The following is a 17,497-nucleotide window of genomic DNA, read 5'->3' as shown; positions in this document are numbered from 1 at the left end:
GAGAACCGGGTATGCAATTGCCTATGGAGGCGATCATTTATGTCGCCATCTTTGTGGGGGTTCTTGCCTTGGTCGAGGGCATTTATCTTGTCGCCTTCGGCAAGTCCATCAGCCTGAACAGCCGGGTCAACCGACGTCTGGATATGCTGGAAAAAGGTGCCGGGCGCGAACAGGTGCTGGAGCAGCTGCGCAAAGAGATGCGGCAGCATATGAAATCGCAGAGCATCCCTCTGTATTCGCTTCTCGCTGACAAGGCGCAAAAGGCGGCAATCGCGTTCTCTCCCCGTCAGTTGATCATGATCATGGCCCTGGTTTCGGCCATGGCCTTTGTCGGTTTGAGCATCGGAACCGCTACGGACACGGCGCTTCGCATCGTTGTTTCCATCGCAATCGGCATTGGTGGCGTTTACGCCTGGGTCAACCACAAGGCCAAGAAACGCATGGGGATGATCGAAGAACAACTGCCCGATGCGGTTGAACTGATGGTGCGATCTCTGCGTGTCGGCAACCCGTTCATCTCGACGATTCAGGTGGTTGCAAACGAAGTTCAGGATCCGCTGGGAACCGAATTTGGCGTTATCGCCGATGAATGCGCCTATGGTCGCGACGTGGGCGAGGCGCTAAAGGATATGGCTGAACGTCTGGACATGCAGGATCTTCGTTTCCTGGCCGTCGCCGTGGGTATTCAGCAGCAATCCGGCGGTAACCTGGCCGAAATTCTGGCCGGATTGGCAAAGGTGATCCGCGCCCGTTTTCGCCTGTTCCGCCGGGTCAAGGCGATTACCGCCGAGGCGCAATGGTCCGGCAAGTTCCTGTCCGGGTTCCCTGTTGCCTGTCTGATTTTCATTCTGGTCAAGGACCCGGGCTATTACGACGACGTGTTGGATCACCCCTGGTTTATTCCCGCGTGTTTTGTTGTCGCGATCCTGCTGACATTGAACCTGATCGTCATGAAAATCATCACCAACATCAAGGTCTGAGGGCAGCACCATGGAAATCCTGACCAGCATCAATGACCTGTTGACCCAGCACCTGGGTGAATTCGGCCCGCTTATCATTGTCGGCGTACTTGGCCTGCTTATGGTTCTGGTCGCTGTCACACTGATGATGAAGCAGCCGGAAGACCCCCTGAAGAAACTGCAAAGATCGAATGCGGCTCCTCCAAAGCAGAAAAAAGGGAAGAAAGAGCAGCTTCGAAACTCGAGCCGAAACGAACAGCTCGAGAAGTTCGCAACTTTCCTTGAGCCCAAGAACGAAGAAGAATACTCGGCCGTCGAGCTGAAGCTGCGCCAGGCCGGCTACCGGTCGAAGGACTCGGTTCGGTTCTTCCACTTTGCGCAGTTTTCCTTGGGTATCCTTGGTATCTTCATTGGTGTTCTGCTGGTCACGGTTTTTTCCGGCGGACAGGAATTTACCGGAACACAGATGATGATCCGGGTGCTTGTCCCGGGCGCGATCGGCTATTTCGCACCCAAGTACTGGATCACGCGACGGGTCGAAGAGCGGAAGGAAGCGATCACCGCCGGTTTTCCCGATACGCTTGATCTGATGCTGGTCTGCGTCGAGGCCGGTCAATCGCTGGATCAGGCCATCGTTCGCGTGGCCAGTGAAATGAGCGCGTCTTATCCGGATATCGCGCAGGAATTCGAAACCGTCGCGTATGAAATGAAGGCCGGTAAGGACAAGGATACCGTCCTGCGCGACTTCGGCGTGCGCTGTGGCGTTCAGGACGTGAACTCTTTTGTCACCGTCATGATCCAATCGGCAACATTTGGTACATCAATCGCCGAGGCGTTGCGGGTTTACGCCGGTGAGATGCGCGACAAACGCGTGATGCGCGCCGAGGAGGCCGCGAACAAGTTGCCGACCAAGATGACTCTTGTCACAATGATGCTGACGGTCCCACCGCTGCTGATTATTCTGGTTGGCCCGTCGGCGAATGTTATTTCGAGTTTTGGACGCTAGGTCGGATAGAGCCATATGAAAGCTGAATTCAGGTGCTTCCCTTCCGGGTTTCGCCTAATGTTCCGGGCCACCATGGTTTTTGCCATGGTGGCTTCTTGCACAGAAGGCCTGTCACCCAACGGTTTGGATGCACCGGGAATTGACACCAAAGGTCAGGCCGAGGACAGCATCGAGGTCGGAAACAGATTGATGGCCGCCGGAGAATACGAACTGGCGCTTCAAACCTTTACCCGGGCCGCGCTGGAACAGGGTATGACGCCCCAGGTCCTGACGTCTCTGGGTACCGCAAATGTGGGGCTACGCCGCTTGGGACAGGCCGAAAAACTTCTGCGCAGAGCCGTCGAAGACGACACGGACTGGCCGGTGGCCTGGAACAATCTGGGTGTCCTGCTGATGGAAAAACAGGAATACCCCGAGGCCGCGCAAGTGTTTCAGCGGGCCTATGCGCTGGACAATGGCGAAAGTGACGCAATCCGGGACAATCTGCGCTTAGCACTCGCAAAAATGGAAAATCCTGTTAATAATACCCCACAAGAAAAACAAGAATACACACTGGAGCAGCTTGGCGACGGGCAATTCACGCTACGCAAGATCCAGTAATTGAGGCGAGAGCAGTAAAGGACGCAAAAAATGCGCCAGCAATTCTTGATTCCGACTGTTGTTATCAGTGGTCTGATCCTTTCGGCCTGTGCAAAGGAAACCGAAGAGGAAAAGGTTGAACGAACGTTTCAGGAAGTGAACGTTATTGACGAAACAAACCTGAACGATGTGCTTCTGAGCGCCGCAGATCCAAACGAAGCGGTGACCTATTTCCACGGCGCAACGCTCAAAAACCCGGACCGGATCGATCTTCAGCGCGGACTGGCAATTTCTTTGGGCCGCGCCAAACGCACGACCGAGGCCGTGACCGCATGGAAGCGCGTCACAACGATGAAGGGCTCGAACGCCGCGGACAAGGTTGAATACGCGGACGCCTTGGTCCGAAACGGCGACTGGTCGCAGGCCAAAACGGTTCTGGATTCGGTTCCCCCCACCTTTGAAACCTTCAAACGGTATCGCCTCGAGGCAGTCGTTGCGGATTCCCGGAAAGAGTGGAAACGCGCGGATCATTTCTATGAAACCGCTGTCGGGCTGACGACACGTCCGGGCAGTGTGATGAACAACTGGGGATATTCCAAACTGACCCGAGGCGAATATGCCGAAGCCGAACGGTTGTTTTCGGACGCTATCCGTCAGGACAACTCGCTGTTTACCGCCAAGAACAATCTGGTTTTGGCCCGATCGGCACAAGGCAACTATAGCCTGCCGGTCGTCCCCATGACACAGGTCGAACGGGCGCGTCTGCTCAACACGATGGGTATTTCGGCAGTCAAACAGGGCGACATAACCACCGCCAAGAACCTGTTCCGCGAAGCCATTTCAACCCACCCGCAGCATTTCGACGAGGCGGTCCGCTCGCTTCGGGCGCTTGAAGGGGTCTGACACATGCAAATACCAGCAGTGGCAGCGGCCTGGTTTCTGCCGTTTGTGCTGCCGATCTGCTTTTACGTGGCCTTCACGGATATGCGTGAGATGCAGATCAAGAACCATGCAGTCCTTGCGCTGACGGTGGTTTACATTGTGATAGGTCTGATCGCCATTCCCCCGTGGTCCACAGGCAGTGTCGGCGGCAATCTCGGACCGTTCACCGTGTCTATGCCAATCTACTTTTGGCAACTGCTGCATATCGTCGTGGTTTTGGTCATTGGTATCTTCCTGAACGCTGCGGGCACCATGGGCGCTGGCGATGCCAAGTTTCTGGCCGCCGCATCGGCGTTTGTCTGGCTGGGCGATCTGCGAATTATGCTGATGATCCTGACCGCCTGTATTCTGGCTGCCGTGGTCACTCATCGTTTGGCCAGGATCACAAAGTTGCGCACGATCGCGCCGCATTGGGAAAGCTGGAGCCGGGGCAAACAGTTTCCGATGGGTTTTGCCCTGGGCGGATCATTGGCGATGTACCTGATTCTGGGCACTGTTCTCGGATCGTAAACTATCATCAGCACGCCTTGTCGCTGCCTTTGTCCCGCCACAAAGCTGGTTCATTCTCTTCAAGACGCCCGTTTTCGGGTTCTTGGCGTGACATTTTGATGGACGAGCACCGCGCATGAATATGCAGACTTCCTCAGTTATGGCCCCCCCTGCCCCCAAGGGTCTGGGCGAAATGAAGCTTCCGCTTGTAATGATGCGGGACATTCTGCTGAAGACGATTTTTCGCAAAAACGCGAGCACGGTATCAGAAGTCGCCGAAGCCATCTGTCTGCCTGGTTCGGTAACACAGGAACTGATCGACATCGCGCGTACTCAGAAACTGCTTGAAGCGACCGGGACACTGAACGCCAATAGCGGCAACGAGATGGGATATCAGCTGACCGATGCAGGTAAGGCCCGTGCGCTGGATGCGCTGAGCCAATCCGAATATTTTGGCGCGATGCCGGTGCCGCTGGATGTCTATCGCGAGCAGGTCAAACGCCAGTCGATCCGGAATATTCAGGTCACACGAGAGCAACTGGTTGGCGCAATGGGTCATCTGGTTCTGCCCGACAGCCTGCTGGACCATCTGGGCCCGGCGGTCAGTGCGGGCCGGTCGATTCTGATGTACGGTCCTCCGGGCAACGGTAAATCCTCGATCTCGAACGGAATCCGGGATGCGCTGGGTGATAACGTCTATGTGCCCTACGCCATCGAATATGCGGGTCAGGTGATCACGGTCTATGACCCGATCGTGCACACGGCGATCGAGCAGGAGCCGGACGACCCCAACAGTCTGCGGCGCCGCAGGCGGTTCGATTCTCGCTATGTTCAGTGTGAACGCCCCACCGTTGTAACCGGTGGTGAGCTCTCGCTCAGCATGTTGGATCTGGTCTACAACCCGACCGCACGAACCTATCAGGCCCCGTTGCAGCTGAAATCCACCGGAGGCATCTTCATCGTGGACGACCTTGGCCGTCAGGCCGAACCGCCGCAAGCGCTGGTCAACCGATGGATCGTCCCGCTTGAAGAAAACAAGGATATCCTTGGCCTGCAATCAGGTGAAAAGTTCGAAGTTCCGTTTGACACGCTGGTCATCTTCTCGACCAACTTCCACCCGAACGAGATCTTCGACCAGGCCGCCTTGCGTCGGATTTTCTTCAAGATCAAGATTGACGGCCCCAATCAGGAGAACTTCCTGAAAATCTTTGCCATGGTGGCCCGCAAACGTGGAATGCCGCTGGACGAGGCGGCACTGGTGCACCTGTTGAAGGTCAAGTACCCGACCATCAACAATATTTATGCCAACTACCAACCGATCTTCCTGATCGACCAGATGATCTCGATCTGCGAGTTCGAAGGCATCCCTTATCAGATGAGCCCGGAGCTGATTGACCGTGCCTGGGCCAACATGTTCGTAAAAGACGAGAAAATCGTCAAATAACGCCGTGCCAATCCCTCCTCCGGGCGGGTAATCTGCAACCATGACGCAGATTCCCGCTCGGATTGGTACGTGGTTCTCCTCCAAAGGCTGGTCCATCCACCCACATCAGATAGAGATGTTCGATCGGGCGAAGGAACCGGCGACCCTGCTGATCGCCCCAACCGGTGGCGGCAAGACCATGGCCGGTTTTCTGCCTTCCCTGTCCGAACTGGCCGACAGTGGCCACAACGGTTTGCATACACTCTATGTCTCGCCGCTCAAGGCGCTGGCGGCGGATATCAAACGTAACCTGCGCACCCCGGTGGATGAGATCGGCCTGCCCATCCGGATCGAGGATCGCACCGGTGACACCTCGGCCACACAGAAAAAACGCCAAAGGGCCGATCCGCCCCATATCCTGCTGACCACCCCGGAAAGTCTGGCACTGCTGACCTCGTACGAGGATGCGCCGCGCATGTTCGATGGGGTGCAGCGGATCATCGTCGACGAAATCCACGCGCTGGCGGAAAGCAAACGCGGAGATCAACTGATGCTGGCCCTGGCACGTCTTCAGCGCCTCAACCCGGATTTGCGCCGTGTGGGCCTTTCAGCCACGGTCGAAGACCCCGTGGCAATTGCCGGCTTTCTGGCGCGCCACCCGGACCCCTGCCGGATCATACAGGCCGATCCCGGCCCGGACCCGGACATCCAGATGCTGGAAACAACGGAAATGCCGCCCTGGTCCGGCGGAGGCGCGGCCTATTCGATTCCGGCTGTGCTGGACCAGATCCGGCGGCACAAGACCACACTGATTTTTCACAACACGCGCGCACAGGCCGAGATCTACTTTCACAATCTGTGGCTGGCGAATGACGACGGCCTGCCCATCGGCATCCATCATGGCAGCCTTGACCGACAGCAACGCGAGCGGGTCGAAGCCGCGATGGTGCGTGGCGAATTGCGCGCCATCGTCTGCACCGGCAGCCTCGATCTGGGCATTGATTGGGGCGATGTCGATTTGGTGATTCAGATCGGTGCCCCCAAGAACGTCAAACGGCTGGTGCAAAGGATTGGACGGGCCAACCACCGCTATAACGCGCCTTCCAAGGCGCTGCTGGTTCCTGCGAACCGTTTTGAAGTTGTCGAATGCGTTGCTGCGCTCGAGGCCGCCAAAGCCCATGACCTGGACGGGGAACCCCGAGGCCCCGGCCCCCGCGATGTGTTGTGCCAGCACATTCTGATTGCGGCCTGCGCCGGGCCCTTTAACGCCGATGATCTGTATGCCGAAATGGCATCCGCCGGACCTTACGCACAGTTGACCCGATCCGAATTTGACGCCTGTCTGGATTTCTGTGCCACCGGCGGCTACGCCTTGCGCGCCTATGATCGCTGGCAAAGGTTGCAGCAGCGTGCCGACGGGCAATGGCAATTGCGCGATCCCCGCGCGGCGTCGCGCATTCGCATGAATCTGGGCACGATTCAGGACACGGATACACTCAAAGTGCGCCTTAGACGCAGCCGTGGTGGAAAGCCGTTGGGCGAAGTCGAGGAAACCTTTGCTGCTTCGCTGACCCCCGGCGATACCTTCCTGATCGGCGGACAGATCGTACGTTATGAAGGTCTGCGCGAAATGGTGGTCGAAGTTAGCCGCCGCGCCGAGCGCAAACCAAAGATCGCAACCTTCTCGGGCACGAAATTTGCGACGTCAACGCAACTCAGCGACCGCATTCTGCGCATGTTCGCCCAAACTGACTGGCCGCACCTGCCTTCGCATACGGCTGATTGGCTGGACTTGCAGCGCCAAATGTCCCGCCTGCCTCAACGGGATCGTCTGCTGATCGAAAGCTTTCCAAGCGACGGGCGAGAGCATCTGTGCGTATACGGATTCGCCGGTCGCAACGCGCAACAAACGCTGGGCCTGCTGCTGACCAAACGGATGGAGGAAACCGGTTTGGCGCCGCTGGGGTTTGTCGCCACAGACTATGCCACGCTGATTTGGGGTTTGGATGCGGTCACTGACCCACGCCCATTGTTTCAACCCGAAGCGCTGCGTGACGGGCTGGACACATGGCTGGCAGGCAACGCAGTCATGAAGCGTACCTTTCGCGCGTCGGCCACAATTGCCGGTCTGATCGAACGCAACATGGCCGGGCAACGTAAAACCGGACGGCAAGCCACGTTTTCGTCGGATATTCTCTATGACACTTTGCTGAAATATGATCCCGACCATCTGTTGATGCAGATCACCCGCGAAGAGGCCATGCGCGGGTTGGTTGACTTCGGTCGGATCGAGGCGATGCTGGCCCGCATCGGCGACCGCATCGATCTGCTGCGTCTTGACCGCGTTTCCCCACTGGCCGCGCCGCTTTTTCTTGAGGTCGGAAAGGTGCCTGTCAAAGGGGCCGCCGAAGAAAGGCTGCTTGCCGAAGAAAGCGCACGCCTGCTGGAAGCCGCAGGGTTGGACCAGCTTTGATCCCCTTGCGCAAGATGTGGAATCAGGCCAAGAACGTATCATGAACGTGTGCAAATTTTCCTTTGCAGGCCAGCAACTCGCTGCGTTGCCGTCTGGCGCATTGTGGTGGCCGGCGCGGCGACTGCTCTGTGTTTCGGACCTGCATCTGGGAAAATCCGAACGTATGGCCCGTCGGGGCGGGGCTACGCTTCCGCCTTATGACAGTTGCGAAACGCTTGACCGGCTGGCGCGCGATTTGGAACACACCAGCGCCGAAACCGTCATCTGCCTGGGTGACAGCTTTGACGATCTCGAAGCCGCCTGGGCCTTGCCCGACGCAGAAGGGTTGAGGATTGCAACTTTACAGGCCGGGCGCCAATGGATCTGGATCGAAGGCAACCACGATCCCGGCCCGATCGAGATGGGGGGCTCTCATTTGGTCGAATGGCAATGCGGCCCGCTTGTCTTTCGTCACATCCCACAGGATCAGCCGAAAGGTGAAGTTTCAGGCCACTTTCATCCGAAAGCACAGATTCGCACAAAAGGCAGGCACATTTCCCGGCCCGCCTTTCTGCTGGACAGAAATCGGCTGATCCTGCCTGCCTACGGAGCTTATACTGGGGGTTTGCGCAGTTCGGATCGGGCACTTTCCGATCTCATGGGCGCGGGCGCGATTGCCATTCTGACGGGTCCGCAACCACAGATGATTCCAATGCCGCGTTGAGTTCAGATCAACCCGTCTTCTTCCAACTTCGGCTTGTACTTGCGGCTCACTGGAACCAGATCACCGTTCGCCAGGCGCAAAAAGGTTTTGCCCGCCTTTTTTTCAAGCCCAACAATGGACGCGTCTACCACCCAATGTGAACGGTGCGAACAGTGCCCGGGAACCGGCTCCATCTCGGCAATTGCGTCCGTAAAGCGTGAGCGGATCGTGAACGTGCCCTCCGAAGTCACGATATCCACATTGTGATCCCTGACCGTCAGACGATGAATTTGACCATCGAAGTCAGGCGGCAGACGCCTGATCAGGCGCGGCTTCTCGGCGTCCGGGGTCGAGGCCATCAGTGGGTTCAGATCATTGCGTTGCACAAGAACCAGACCCGTTGCAAACAGGACCCCATATACCGCTACGGTCTGGGCGCCAGGTGCTATGTGGCCCCCGCACGTGAACAGGACCCACGCCAACATCCAAAGGGACGGCGTGAACAGAACCAGGATCAGTGCCGCAAATGCCAGATCACGGACGGGAACATTCAACAGAACAGGGTTTTTCTGCATCAGCTTGCGCGCCAACCCGGTGACTGTCAGGGCAAGGACCATCACCCCGGTCCAGAAAAGAAGACGCAAACCGAAGCTCAGATCCGCAACCAGAAACGGAGGAAACGCGTAGGCAAGTAAGGGAAGAAAGACAACGCCTGCCGTCACTCGCTGTGGGGTACAAGCATTCCGAACGGTGTTAATCCCAGACGTCATACCGCTTTTGTGCATGACTCAACAAAATTCAACCTTAGCACGACACGCACTGATGCACCTTACCTGTAACCAACTGGGAAAACAGGGATATCACGATTTTTCAAGCTGTCAAACCCATTCAGGGCAAAATGACCACAGCGTGCAATGATTGTCTCGCGGGGTCAGACACAACCGAGGAGTGTGTCGGGCCGATATGATCGACCCGACCAGATTACCTTACGCCGTCAAACCTTCGGGTTCGGGCAGAGCGTTGGCGCGGCAGCACGCAGTCAAGGTGTTGGCCAACAGGCATGCAATGGTCATCGGACCTACACCACCCGGAACCGGAGTGATCGCGCCAGCACGCTGGGACGCGCTGGCATAGTCCACGTCACCAACAAGCTTGTTCTTGCCGTCACGTTCGATGCGGTTGATGCCCACGTCGATCACCGTCGCGCCTTCCTTGATCCAGTCGCCCGGAACCATCTCGGGGCGGCCAACAGCGGCAACAACGATGTCGGCGCGGCGTACGACATCCGGCAGATCCTTGGTGCGCGAATGCGCGATGGTCACGGTACAGCTGTCGCCCAGCAGCAGCTGCGCCATCGGTTTGCCCACAATGTTCGAGCGGCCGATCACAACGGCGTCCATGCCGGAAAGCGAGCCGTGGTGGTCACGCAGCATCATCAGGCAGCCCAGCGGGGTGCAGGGCACCATTGATTTCTGACCGGTTCCCAGAAGGCCCACGTTCGAAATGTGGAAGCCATCCACATCTTTCGCCGGGTCGATCGAGTTGATCACCAGATCCTCGTTCAGGTGTTTGGGCAGCGGCAACTGAACCAGAATGCCATGCACGGCCGGGTCGTTGTTCAGCTTGTCGATCAGCGCCAGCAGATCTTCTTCCGATGTCGCGGCGTCCAGTTTGTGCTCGTATGAATTCATGCCGACTTCAACGGTCATTTTGCCCTTCGAGCGGACATAGACCTGGCTGGCAGGGTCTTCGCCCACAAGAACCACGGCCAGGCCGGGGGTGATGCCGTTTTCTTCTTTCAGCTTCGCGACCTGATCGGCAACTTGTCCGCGCACTTTTGCGGCAAAGGCCTTACCGTCGATAACCTGAGCTACCATACTTCGATCCCTTTCTTCAAAAAACGGATCGGGCGCACAGAGCGCCCGGTCAGTCAGTCGGTGCCAATCACGCGCTCTTCGCGTGCAATCGACCAGTCAATCAATATGCGCCATAGCTTCTCGGCCAGATCCGGGTCCATCCCCAGCGCGTCCGAGCTTGCACGCACGCGTTGCACCACCTCTTCGACGCGTTCCGGGATACGGGCCGGAAGGCCCTCGCCCGGTTTCAGCTGCGACGCGCGGTCGATATAGCTGGCGCGTGTCACCAGCATTTCGATCAGTTGGCGATCCAGCTTGTCGATCTCAGCCCGCAGGTCCTGCATCGTGTTGCAGTTCTGAGGCGGTGTCAGAGTGGGCATCGTCATCTCCTCATGGCCCGGGAATGAATCCCCGGACCACGAGATGTCCTATTCGGCGGCTTAGAACAAGCCCTCGATCTCACCTGCGTCATTGAGGCAGATGGTTTCCGCAGCCGGCTTGCGGGGCAGGCCCGGCATGGTCATGATCTCGCCGCAGACGACCACGATAAAGCCCGCGCCCGCGCTCAGACGCACCTCGCGCACCGGAACCGAATGGCCGGTAGGCGCGCCGCGCAGGGTGGGGTCGGTCGAGAAGGAATACTGCGTCTTGGCCATGCAGACCGGCAGGTTGCCATATCCGGCCTCTTCCCATTCACGCAGCTGGTTGCGGATCTTGTTGTCAGCCAGAACCTCGTCAGCGCGGTAGATGCGTTTGGCGATGGTTTCGATTTTCTCGAACAGAGGCATATCGTCGGGGTAGATCGGTGCGAAGTTCGCGGTGCCACCTTCGACGATTTCGACGACTTTCTCGGCCAATGGGGCGGACCCTTCGGAACCCAGCTCCCAGTGACGCGACAGAACCGCCTCGACGCCGTGCTCGCCACAATAGTCTTTCACGGCCTGAACTTCGGCATCGGTATCGGTAACGAAGTGGTTGATGGCGACGACAACCGGTACACCGAAGGACTTCACGTTCTCGATGTGACGGCCCAGGTTGGCACAGCCTGATTTGACCGCGTCAACGTTTTCCGCACCCAGATCGGCCTTGGCAACGCCGCCGTTCATCTTCATCGCCCGGACGGTCGCAACCAGCACCACGGCCGACGGGGCAATGCCCGCCTTGCGGCACTTGATGTTCATGAACTTCTCGGCACCCAGATCCGCACCGAAACCGGCTTCTGTCACGACATAGTCGGCAACTTTCAGAGCGGTCTTGGTCGCGATGACCGAGTTACAGCCATGCGCGATGTTCGCAAACGGGCCGCCATGGACAAAGGCCGGGTTGTTTTCCAGCGTCTGTACCAGGTTGGGCTGCATCGCGTCCTTCAGCAGAACGGTCATTGCGCCTTCGGCCTTGATGTCACGGCAGTAGACCGGGGTTTTGTCGCGGCGGTACGCAACGATGATGTCGCCCAGACGCTTTTCCAGGTCTTTCAGGTCGTTCGCCAGGCAGAGGATCGCCATGACCTCGGACGCCACGGTGATGTCAAAACCTGCCTCACGCGGGAAACCGTTCGACACACCACCCAGGCTGGCGGTGATCTGACGCAGGGCACGGTCGTTCATGTCGACCACACGACGCCACGCAACGCGGCGGGTGTCGATCTCCTGCTCATTACCCCAGTAGATGTGGTTGTCGATCATCGCCGACAGCAGCGAGTGGGCCGAGGTGATGGCGTGGAAGTCACCGGTGAAGTGCAGGTTCATCTCTTCCATCGGAACAACCTGCGCGTAACCGCCACCTGCGGCGCCGCCCTTCATGCCGAAGTTCGGGCCAAGCGAGGCCTCACGGATACAGATCATCGCGTTCTTGCCGATGCGGTTGAGACCGTCACCCAGACCCACTGTGGTCGTGGTCTTGCCCTCGCCTGCCGGGGTCGGGTTGATTGCAGTCACGAGGATCAGCTTGCCGTCTTCGCGGTCCTGCACCGAGTTGATGAAGTTCTGGCTGACCTTCGCCTTGTCATGGCCGTAAGGCAGCAGATCCGCAGAGTCGATGCCGATCTTGGCACCGATTTCCTGAATCGGCATTTTGTTCGCTTCGCGGGCGATTTCGATATCGGATTTGTAGCTCATTGGCCGGGGTCCTTGATTGAATACCGTGCAAAACCGACGCGGGGCGTCGGCGCTGTGCATTCCATACCCTTGTGTACAATCCCGAAAGCCATGGATTCCGACATTCTGGCGTCGCGAAGCGTCGTAAGTTCGTTTCAGGGGTTTCTAATCGGAAACAAGCCCGTTTTAACAAGCCCAGGCAGGTTGATCGGGAACGAATAGCTTCAGCCGATCCCCCAGTTGAATGCGCCCCGGACGTTCGACCCAACCCGTAACGCCCCGACGCCCGGCCGCCGCAGGTTTGAAATCCGCGCCATGCCCCGGTTGATCCGCTTCGATCTCGCGCCCCGGCAGAACACAAGGGGCGTTTTCCATGTCAACTGTTATCGTCGCCCCGCTCGTTGCCTGAAGACGTGAAGACGGGGGAATATGTGAGAAATCCGGGATCCCGCGCAGCACAATGGAAGCCCCAAGATAGGACGGGTCAAGCTGGTCCAACCCCATGTCCTGCGCAATTTGCTGCAACTCCTCCTCGGACAAAACTGAAAGCTGACGCACGTTGCGAATTTCAGTGCCCTTCGGGTAGAGGTTCGAGACCCTGACACAGGACGCCCGATTGAGTCCCTCGTGGCGCTCACCCTTCACGCCGTCAAAACCCAGATCCAGCGTGTCAACAGCCTTGGCCCGCAAGGAGGTTCCCGCAGGGACATGGCCAAGCCAGACGGCTTCGGCGGCAAATTCGGTTTCACGCAAAAATGGCATAGCCTTCCCTTTTCGTCATTTTTCTTGCGCGCATATTGCCCGGCAAAACACCGATGAAAAGAAAAAAGACCCGGACTATGCGCCGGGTCTTTTTGACTATGCAGTGGGTTCAGGCTCCATCCCGCCATCGGGCGGAGATTTCTTGGCCTTTGTCTTGGGAATGGCCGTGACACTGGGTGCGCTGCCTTCATCCGGCTTGTCGCCTTCGTCATCCTCGCTGGGTGATTCACCATTCATGACGCGCTTGATCTCATCACCGGTCAGGGTTTCGTATTCAAGCAGACCCTGCGCCAGGCGTTCCCATTCTTCGTGCTGTTCGGTCAGAATCTGGTGCGCGCGCTCATAACCCTGCTGGATCAATCGCTTCACCTCTTCTTCGATCAGCTCTTTCGTATGGGCCGACACCGAGAACCCTGCGGTGTTGCCCTGATAGCCTTCATGCGCCTCGGCATAGTCGATGTTACCGACCTTGTCCGACATACCCCAGCGCATCACCATGGCGCGCGCCAACTGGCTGGCCTGCATGATGTCCCCGGCCGGGCCGTTCGAAACGTGGTCTTCACCGTATTTGATAACCTCGGCGGCTTTGCCGGCCATGGTCATGGCCAGCTTTTGCTCACACTCATCACGGTGGTAGTTCAGGCGATCCATTTCAGGCAGCGATACAACCATACCCAGCGCACCACCGCGCGGAATGATCGTGGCTTTGTAGACAGGATCGCACAACGGCAGGGTCAGGCCGACAACGGCATGCCCCGCCTCGTGATAGGCTGTCTTTTCCTTCTGGTCCTGCGTCAGCACCATCGAGCGGCGCTCGGCCCCCATCATCACCTTGTCCTTGGCGTTCTCAAAGTCTTCCATGGTGACAAAGCGGCGGCCCACGCGGGCGGCCATCAACGCAGCCTCGTTCACGAGGTTTGCCAGATCAGCCCCCGAGAAGCCCGGCGTACCGCGCGCAATGATGCGCAGATCGACATCGGGGCCCAGAGGTGTCTTGCGCGCGTGCACGCCCAGAATTTTCTCACGGCCTTTGATGTCTGGGTTGCCAACGGTCACATTACGGTCAAAGCGGCCCGGGCGCAGCAGTGCAGGATCCAGAACGTCCTTACGGTTTGTGGCCGCGAGGATGATCACGCCTTCATTGGCCTCAAACCCGTCCATTTCGACCAGAAGCTGGTTGAGGGTCTGTTCGCGTTCGTCGTTACCGCCGCCATAACCGGCACCACGATGGCGGCCCACGGCGTCAATCTCGTCGATGAAGACGATACAGGGCGCATTCTTCTTGGCCTGTTCAAACATGTCCCGGACACGGGATGCACCGACGCCGACGAACATCTCGACAAAGTCGGACCCCGAAATGGTGAAGAACGGAACGCCCGCCTCACCCGCAATGGCACGGGCCAGCAATGTTTTACCAGTACCCGGAGGACCGACCAGCAGCGCGCCTTTCGGAATCTTGCCGCCAAGGCGCGAGAATTTCTGCGGGTTGCGCAGGAATTCGACGATCTCTTCCAGCTCTTCCTTGGCTTCGTCGATGCCCGCGACGTCGTCAAATGTGACGCGGCCATGCTTTTCGGTCAGCATCTTGGCCTTGGACTTGCCAAAGCCCATCGCACCGCCTTTGCCGCCGCCCTGCATCCGGTTCATGAAATAGACCCAGACACCGATCAGCAGCAGGAACGGCAAGAGCGTGATCAGGAAGGACTGGAAACCCGACTGCTGTTGCTTGACCGCCTGAACCGGGATTTTCGCATCGATCAAAAGCTTGGTGACCTCGGCATCGCCGGGTTTGATCGTGACGTAAGTCGCACCGCTCTCGGTCGTATAGCGGATCTGTTCACCATCCAGCGTCACGTTCTTGACTTCACCGCCTTGCACGGCGCCGACGAAGTCGGAGTAAGTTCTTTCATTGCTCTGAAGCGTTCCGCCCGGTCCACTGAACAGATTGAACAGTGCAAGGATCAGCAGGAACAGAACGACCCAAAACGCGATATTGCGAGCGTTGCCCAAGGAAATTCTCCCAAAAGTTCCGGCAGGTGAGGAGCTGCCAAGTTACCTCTTAAAATAGAGAGGATTGTGGTATGTTCAATGCGATAAAAAAGATGCGTAGAACTCGGGCCATTCCGGCGTCGTGTCCGCACGCCATCCATTCGCAAATCCCGCAAGCGGAGCGGCCAGCACCGCGGCCCCCTTCCAGACCGCTGGCGTCGCGCTCAAAGCCAGCCTGGGCCGGCCTGTTTCGCGCCATTCGGGCACCTGTCGCAGCCCGTCTTCACCCAGAGCGCGGATCTCGACACCGGACATCTCAGGCCCCGCCAAGACCCATTTGCCATCCCAAACTTCATCAGGTGCTGATATCCGAGCCTCCACAGCCTTGAATTCCCTGCAAATCCAAACACTCATCCCTTCCGGGACCAACAGGCAGCCGCTGAGCGATCCTGCCCGCCCGTCGGTTATGGCCTTCATGGCCTGCTCGACCGCCGCCTGACGCGGGGGATATCCCTGCCCAGCGATCCAGGCAAGGCAACCAAGCAACACGCGGCGTCTGATTTCCTTGGGCAATGCGGCAAAACCGGCCCTGTCCACCTTCACGTCGCTTTGTTCGACCTGGGCGACCTTCCGTGCGGATTCCTGCGCAAACACACCCAGGGCTGCATGGGCCTGCGCCAGATTTTCGGCCACTCGCGACAATGAAAGCGCGTCAATTCCCAGTGGTTTGAGGCCGGACACGGCCTCTCGTGCCTTGATCCGGTCGAAACGAGGGTCCTGATTCGACGGGTCTTCGACCCATGTTGCGCCGATACCGGTCAGGTAGGCTCTCAGATCCTTGCGTCTGACTCCCAGCATTGGCCGCAGCAATGTCACCCCTTCCCATTGCCGACTTGCCGACATGCCGGACAGTCCGGTGACACCTGATGATCGACCCAGTCGCATCAGCAACGTTTCCGCCTGATCATCCGCTGTGTGCCCCAGTACGACGGCGTCGATTCCGCGCTGTTGCGCCCAACCGGCAAGCAGGCTGTAACGCGCCTTGCGGGCCTCGCCCTGAACATTGCCCGCTCCGTCCCAACCTGCCCAATGCAGAATGTCATGCGGCAGCCCCAATGCAGCGGCCTGGCGGGACACTGTCACGGCCTCTTGCGCTGCGTCGGGGCGCAAGCCGTGATCAACCGTGGCCACAAAAAGGGTGATCTCTTCATTTTGGGCGACTTGATGCAAAAGATGCATCAACGCGACGGAATCCCCACCGCCCGAGACCGCCACGCCCAGTTTACGCGGAAGCCTTTCGGGAAGCCGGGCGCGAAGCTCTGCAAGCAGGTTTTCGCTGTGACTGTTCAAGAACACCCCAGCGCAGACATCTCTTGCGTCGCATCCGCAAACGCCGGTGCGGATGGAAAGCGCACGCCAACTTCATTGAGCGTGATGCAGGCCTGATCGGTCTGTCCCAGACGCCCCAGCGCCGCGCCCAACTCGAACAGGGCCTCGGGGGCAAATGCGCCTTCGGAATCTCCGGTAAAGCTTGCCAAAAACGCACGTGCCGCTTCGCGGGTGTCGCCAAGGCCTTCAAGCGCATGACCACGTTTCAGATTCGCTTCGGGCGCCAGAGGGCTGCCGGGATAGTTCGCATCAAACTGCGCAAACAAATCAGCCGCAGTCTGGTAATTCCCATCGGCCAGTGCTTGCGATGCCGCGTCGAAATCCGCCCGCTCTCCCACGGCCAGTTCACCCTGATCGGTTTGGGATGGTGCGGCAGGCGTGATCACGGCCGCACCAGCATCTGTACCCTCTCCGCCCAGTGTGCTGGTCGGTTCGCCTGAAATCTCGCAGTTTACCTCCAGCTCGCACAGGCGGAATTCCAGATCTCCGATGCGATTGGTTCCGTCCGAGACAATGTTCTGCACACGCTGGTTCAGCTGCTCGGTCTGACGGGTCAGGCGTTGCAGTTCCGCTTCTATGGCGTCAACCCGCTCGAGGACAGAACTGCCGGACAAGTTTGGCGCGGGCGATCCTGTGGTGGAAAACTCACGCTTCAGACGCTGAATTTCCACATGCAGCACCGTCAGTTCCTGACGTATGTCGGCCAGTGTCTGTTGATCCTGTGCCTGTGCAACACCGGCCGTCACCATGACTGCCGCCAATACCCATCCTGCAATGCGCATCATCTTACCCCAGAGTTGACCCGGTCAGCACCGTCACTGCGCGGCGGTTCTTGGAATAGCATTCCTCAAC

16 protein-coding genes are annotated in these 17,497 nt (G+C 58.4%); 8 read left to right on the top strand and 8 right to left on the bottom strand.

Translation table 11 applies throughout. From position 1 onward, the window contains the following. The first annotated feature begins 11 nt into the window (after positions 1 to 11). The 8 genes from AC2FNN_RS11910 to pdeM all read left to right on the top strand — a co-directional run bounded on the left by AC2FNN_RS11910 (position 12) and on the right by pdeM (position 8,574). Positions 12 to 980, top strand: a complete 969-nt coding sequence (locus tag AC2FNN_RS11910; RefSeq protein WP_496758798.1) for a type II secretion system F family protein — start codon at positions 12 to 14, stop codon at positions 978 to 980. A 10-nt stretch (positions 981 to 990) separates the two neighbouring features. Next, a complete protein-coding gene (locus tag AC2FNN_RS11905) occupies positions 991 to 1,965 on the top strand; it encodes a type II secretion system F family protein (protein WP_496758797.1) in 975 nt (324 codons plus the stop codon). 57 nt (positions 1,966 to 2,022) lie between these two features. Further along, positions 2,023 to 2,565 (top strand): tetratricopeptide repeat protein, encoded by a 543-nt coding sequence (locus AC2FNN_RS11900; RefSeq protein ID WP_496758796.1) that lies wholly within the window; start codon positions 2,023 to 2,025, stop codon positions 2,563 to 2,565. A 30-nt stretch (positions 2,566 to 2,595) separates the two neighbouring features. Then, positions 2,596 to 3,447 (top strand): tetratricopeptide repeat protein, encoded by an 852-nt coding sequence (locus AC2FNN_RS11895; protein ID WP_496758795.1) that lies wholly within the window; start codon positions 2,596 to 2,598, stop codon positions 3,445 to 3,447. Positions 3,448 to 3,450: 3 nt separating this feature from the next. Then, on the top strand, positions 3,451 to 3,996 hold the full coding sequence (locus tag AC2FNN_RS11890; protein WP_496758794.1) for a prepilin peptidase: 546 nt from the start codon (positions 3,451 to 3,453) through the stop codon (positions 3,994 to 3,996). Between the two features lie 115 nt (positions 3,997 to 4,111). Beyond that, positions 4,112 to 5,419, top strand: a complete 1,308-nt coding sequence (locus tag AC2FNN_RS11885) for a DUF8689 domain-containing protein (RefSeq protein ID WP_496758793.1) — start codon at positions 4,112 to 4,114, stop codon at positions 5,417 to 5,419. 40 nt (positions 5,420 to 5,459) lie between these two features. Next, positions 5,460 to 7,871 carry a ligase-associated DNA damage response DEXH box helicase gene (locus AC2FNN_RS11880; RefSeq protein WP_496758792.1) on the top strand — a complete coding sequence of 804 codons (2,412 nt, stop codon included), beginning with the start codon at positions 5,460 to 5,462 and terminating at the stop codon, positions 7,869 to 7,871. Positions 7,872 to 7,911: 40 nt separating this feature from the next. Further along, on the top strand, positions 7,912 to 8,574 hold the full coding sequence (pdeM, locus tag AC2FNN_RS11875; RefSeq protein WP_496758791.1) for a ligase-associated DNA damage response endonuclease PdeM: 663 nt from the start codon (positions 7,912 to 7,914) through the stop codon (positions 8,572 to 8,574). Between the two features lie 2 nt (positions 8,575 to 8,576). On the opposite strand, the gene AC2FNN_RS11870 is transcribed toward pdeM, so the two are convergent. From AC2FNN_RS11870 to ybgF, 8 genes are all read right to left on the bottom strand, one after another. Beyond that, positions 8,577 to 9,197: a LytTR family DNA-binding domain-containing protein gene (locus AC2FNN_RS11870; RefSeq protein WP_496758790.1), complete on the bottom strand. Its 621-nt coding sequence runs from the start codon at positions 9,195 to 9,197 to the stop codon at positions 8,577 to 8,579. A gap of 342 nt (positions 9,198 to 9,539) precedes the next feature. Next, entirely contained in the window at positions 9,540 to 10,430 is an 891-nt protein-coding gene (gene folD / locus AC2FNN_RS11865; protein WP_171636839.1) for a bifunctional methylenetetrahydrofolate dehydrogenase/methenyltetrahydrofolate cyclohydrolase FolD, read from the bottom strand. A 53-nt stretch (positions 10,431 to 10,483) separates the two neighbouring features. Next, on the bottom strand, positions 10,484 to 10,789 hold the full coding sequence (locus AC2FNN_RS11860) for a chorismate mutase (RefSeq protein ID WP_170344981.1): 306 nt from the start codon (positions 10,787 to 10,789) through the stop codon (positions 10,484 to 10,486). A 60-nt stretch (positions 10,790 to 10,849) separates the two neighbouring features. After that, positions 10,850 to 12,526 carry a formate--tetrahydrofolate ligase gene (locus tag AC2FNN_RS11855; RefSeq protein WP_496758789.1) on the bottom strand — a complete coding sequence of 559 codons (1,677 nt, stop codon included), beginning with the start codon at positions 12,524 to 12,526 and terminating at the stop codon, positions 10,850 to 10,852. A gap of 165 nt (positions 12,527 to 12,691) precedes the next feature. Further along, positions 12,692 to 13,267, bottom strand: a complete 576-nt coding sequence (locus tag AC2FNN_RS11850; RefSeq protein ID WP_496758788.1) for an MOSC domain-containing protein — start codon at positions 13,265 to 13,267, stop codon at positions 12,692 to 12,694. 96 nt (positions 13,268 to 13,363) lie between these two features. Then, positions 13,364 to 15,277, bottom strand: a complete 1,914-nt coding sequence (gene ftsH, locus AC2FNN_RS11845; protein WP_496758787.1) for an ATP-dependent zinc metalloprotease FtsH — start codon at positions 15,275 to 15,277, stop codon at positions 13,364 to 13,366. Between the two features lie 75 nt (positions 15,278 to 15,352). Continuing rightward, complete coding sequence (gene tilS / locus AC2FNN_RS11840; protein ID WP_496758786.1) at positions 15,353 to 16,612, bottom strand: tRNA lysidine(34) synthetase TilS; 1,260 nt, start codon at positions 16,610 to 16,612, stop codon at positions 15,353 to 15,355. After that, positions 16,603 to 17,427, bottom strand: coding sequence for a tol-pal system protein YbgF (ybgF, locus tag AC2FNN_RS11835; RefSeq protein ID WP_496758785.1), 825 nt, complete (start codon positions 17,425 to 17,427; stop codon positions 16,603 to 16,605). The genes tilS and ybgF overlap by 10 nt, the downstream gene beginning before the upstream one ends. Positions 17,428 to 17,497 lie beyond the last annotated feature (70 nt).

It is taken from the genome of Ruegeria sp. BHSA118, from assembly GCF_059613405.1.
The sequence above is the reverse complement of the archived record's forward strand: the minus strand, read 5'-3'. Positions and strand labels throughout refer to the sequence as shown.

Excerpts from the sequence above, each read along its gene's own strand:
- AC2FNN_RS11910 (WP_496758798.1), top strand. The coding sequence starts at position 12 with ATGCAATTGCCTATGGAGGCGATCATTTATGTCGCCATCTTTGTGGGG.
- AC2FNN_RS11905 (WP_496758797.1), top strand. The coding sequence starts at position 991 with ATGGAAATCCTGACCAGCATCAATGACCTGTTGACCCAGCACCTGGGT.
- AC2FNN_RS11900 (WP_496758796.1), top strand. The coding sequence starts at position 2,023 with ATGTTCCGGGCCACCATGGTTTTTGCCATGGTGGCTTCTTGCACAGAA.
- AC2FNN_RS11895 (WP_496758795.1), top strand. The coding sequence starts at position 2,596 with ATGCGCCAGCAATTCTTGATTCCGACTGTTGTTATCAGTGGTCTGATC.
- AC2FNN_RS11890 (WP_496758794.1), top strand. The coding sequence starts at position 3,451 with ATGCAAATACCAGCAGTGGCAGCGGCCTGGTTTCTGCCGTTTGTGCTG.
- AC2FNN_RS11885 (WP_496758793.1), top strand. The coding sequence starts at position 4,112 with ATGAATATGCAGACTTCCTCAGTTATGGCCCCCCCTGCCCCCAAGGGT.
- AC2FNN_RS11880 (WP_496758792.1), top strand. The coding sequence starts at position 5,460 with ATGACGCAGATTCCCGCTCGGATTGGTACGTGGTTCTCCTCCAAAGGC.
- pdeM (WP_496758791.1), top strand. The coding sequence starts at position 7,912 with ATGAACGTGTGCAAATTTTCCTTTGCAGGCCAGCAACTCGCTGCGTTG.
- folD (WP_171636839.1), bottom strand. The coding sequence starts at position 10,430 with ATGGTAGCTCAGGTTATCGACGGTAAGGCCTTTGCCGCAAAAGTGCGC.
- AC2FNN_RS11860 (WP_170344981.1), bottom strand. The coding sequence starts at position 10,789 with ATGCCCACTCTGACACCGCCTCAGAACTGCAACACGATGCAGGACCTG.
- AC2FNN_RS11855 (WP_496758789.1), bottom strand. The coding sequence starts at position 12,526 with ATGAGCTACAAATCCGATATCGAAATCGCCCGCGAAGCGAACAAAATG.
- AC2FNN_RS11850 (WP_496758788.1), bottom strand. The coding sequence starts at position 13,267 with ATGCCATTTTTGCGTGAAACCGAATTTGCCGCCGAAGCCGTCTGGCTT.
- ybgF (WP_496758785.1), bottom strand. The coding sequence starts at position 17,427 with ATGCGCATTGCAGGATGGGTATTGGCGGCAGTCATGGTGACGGCCGGT.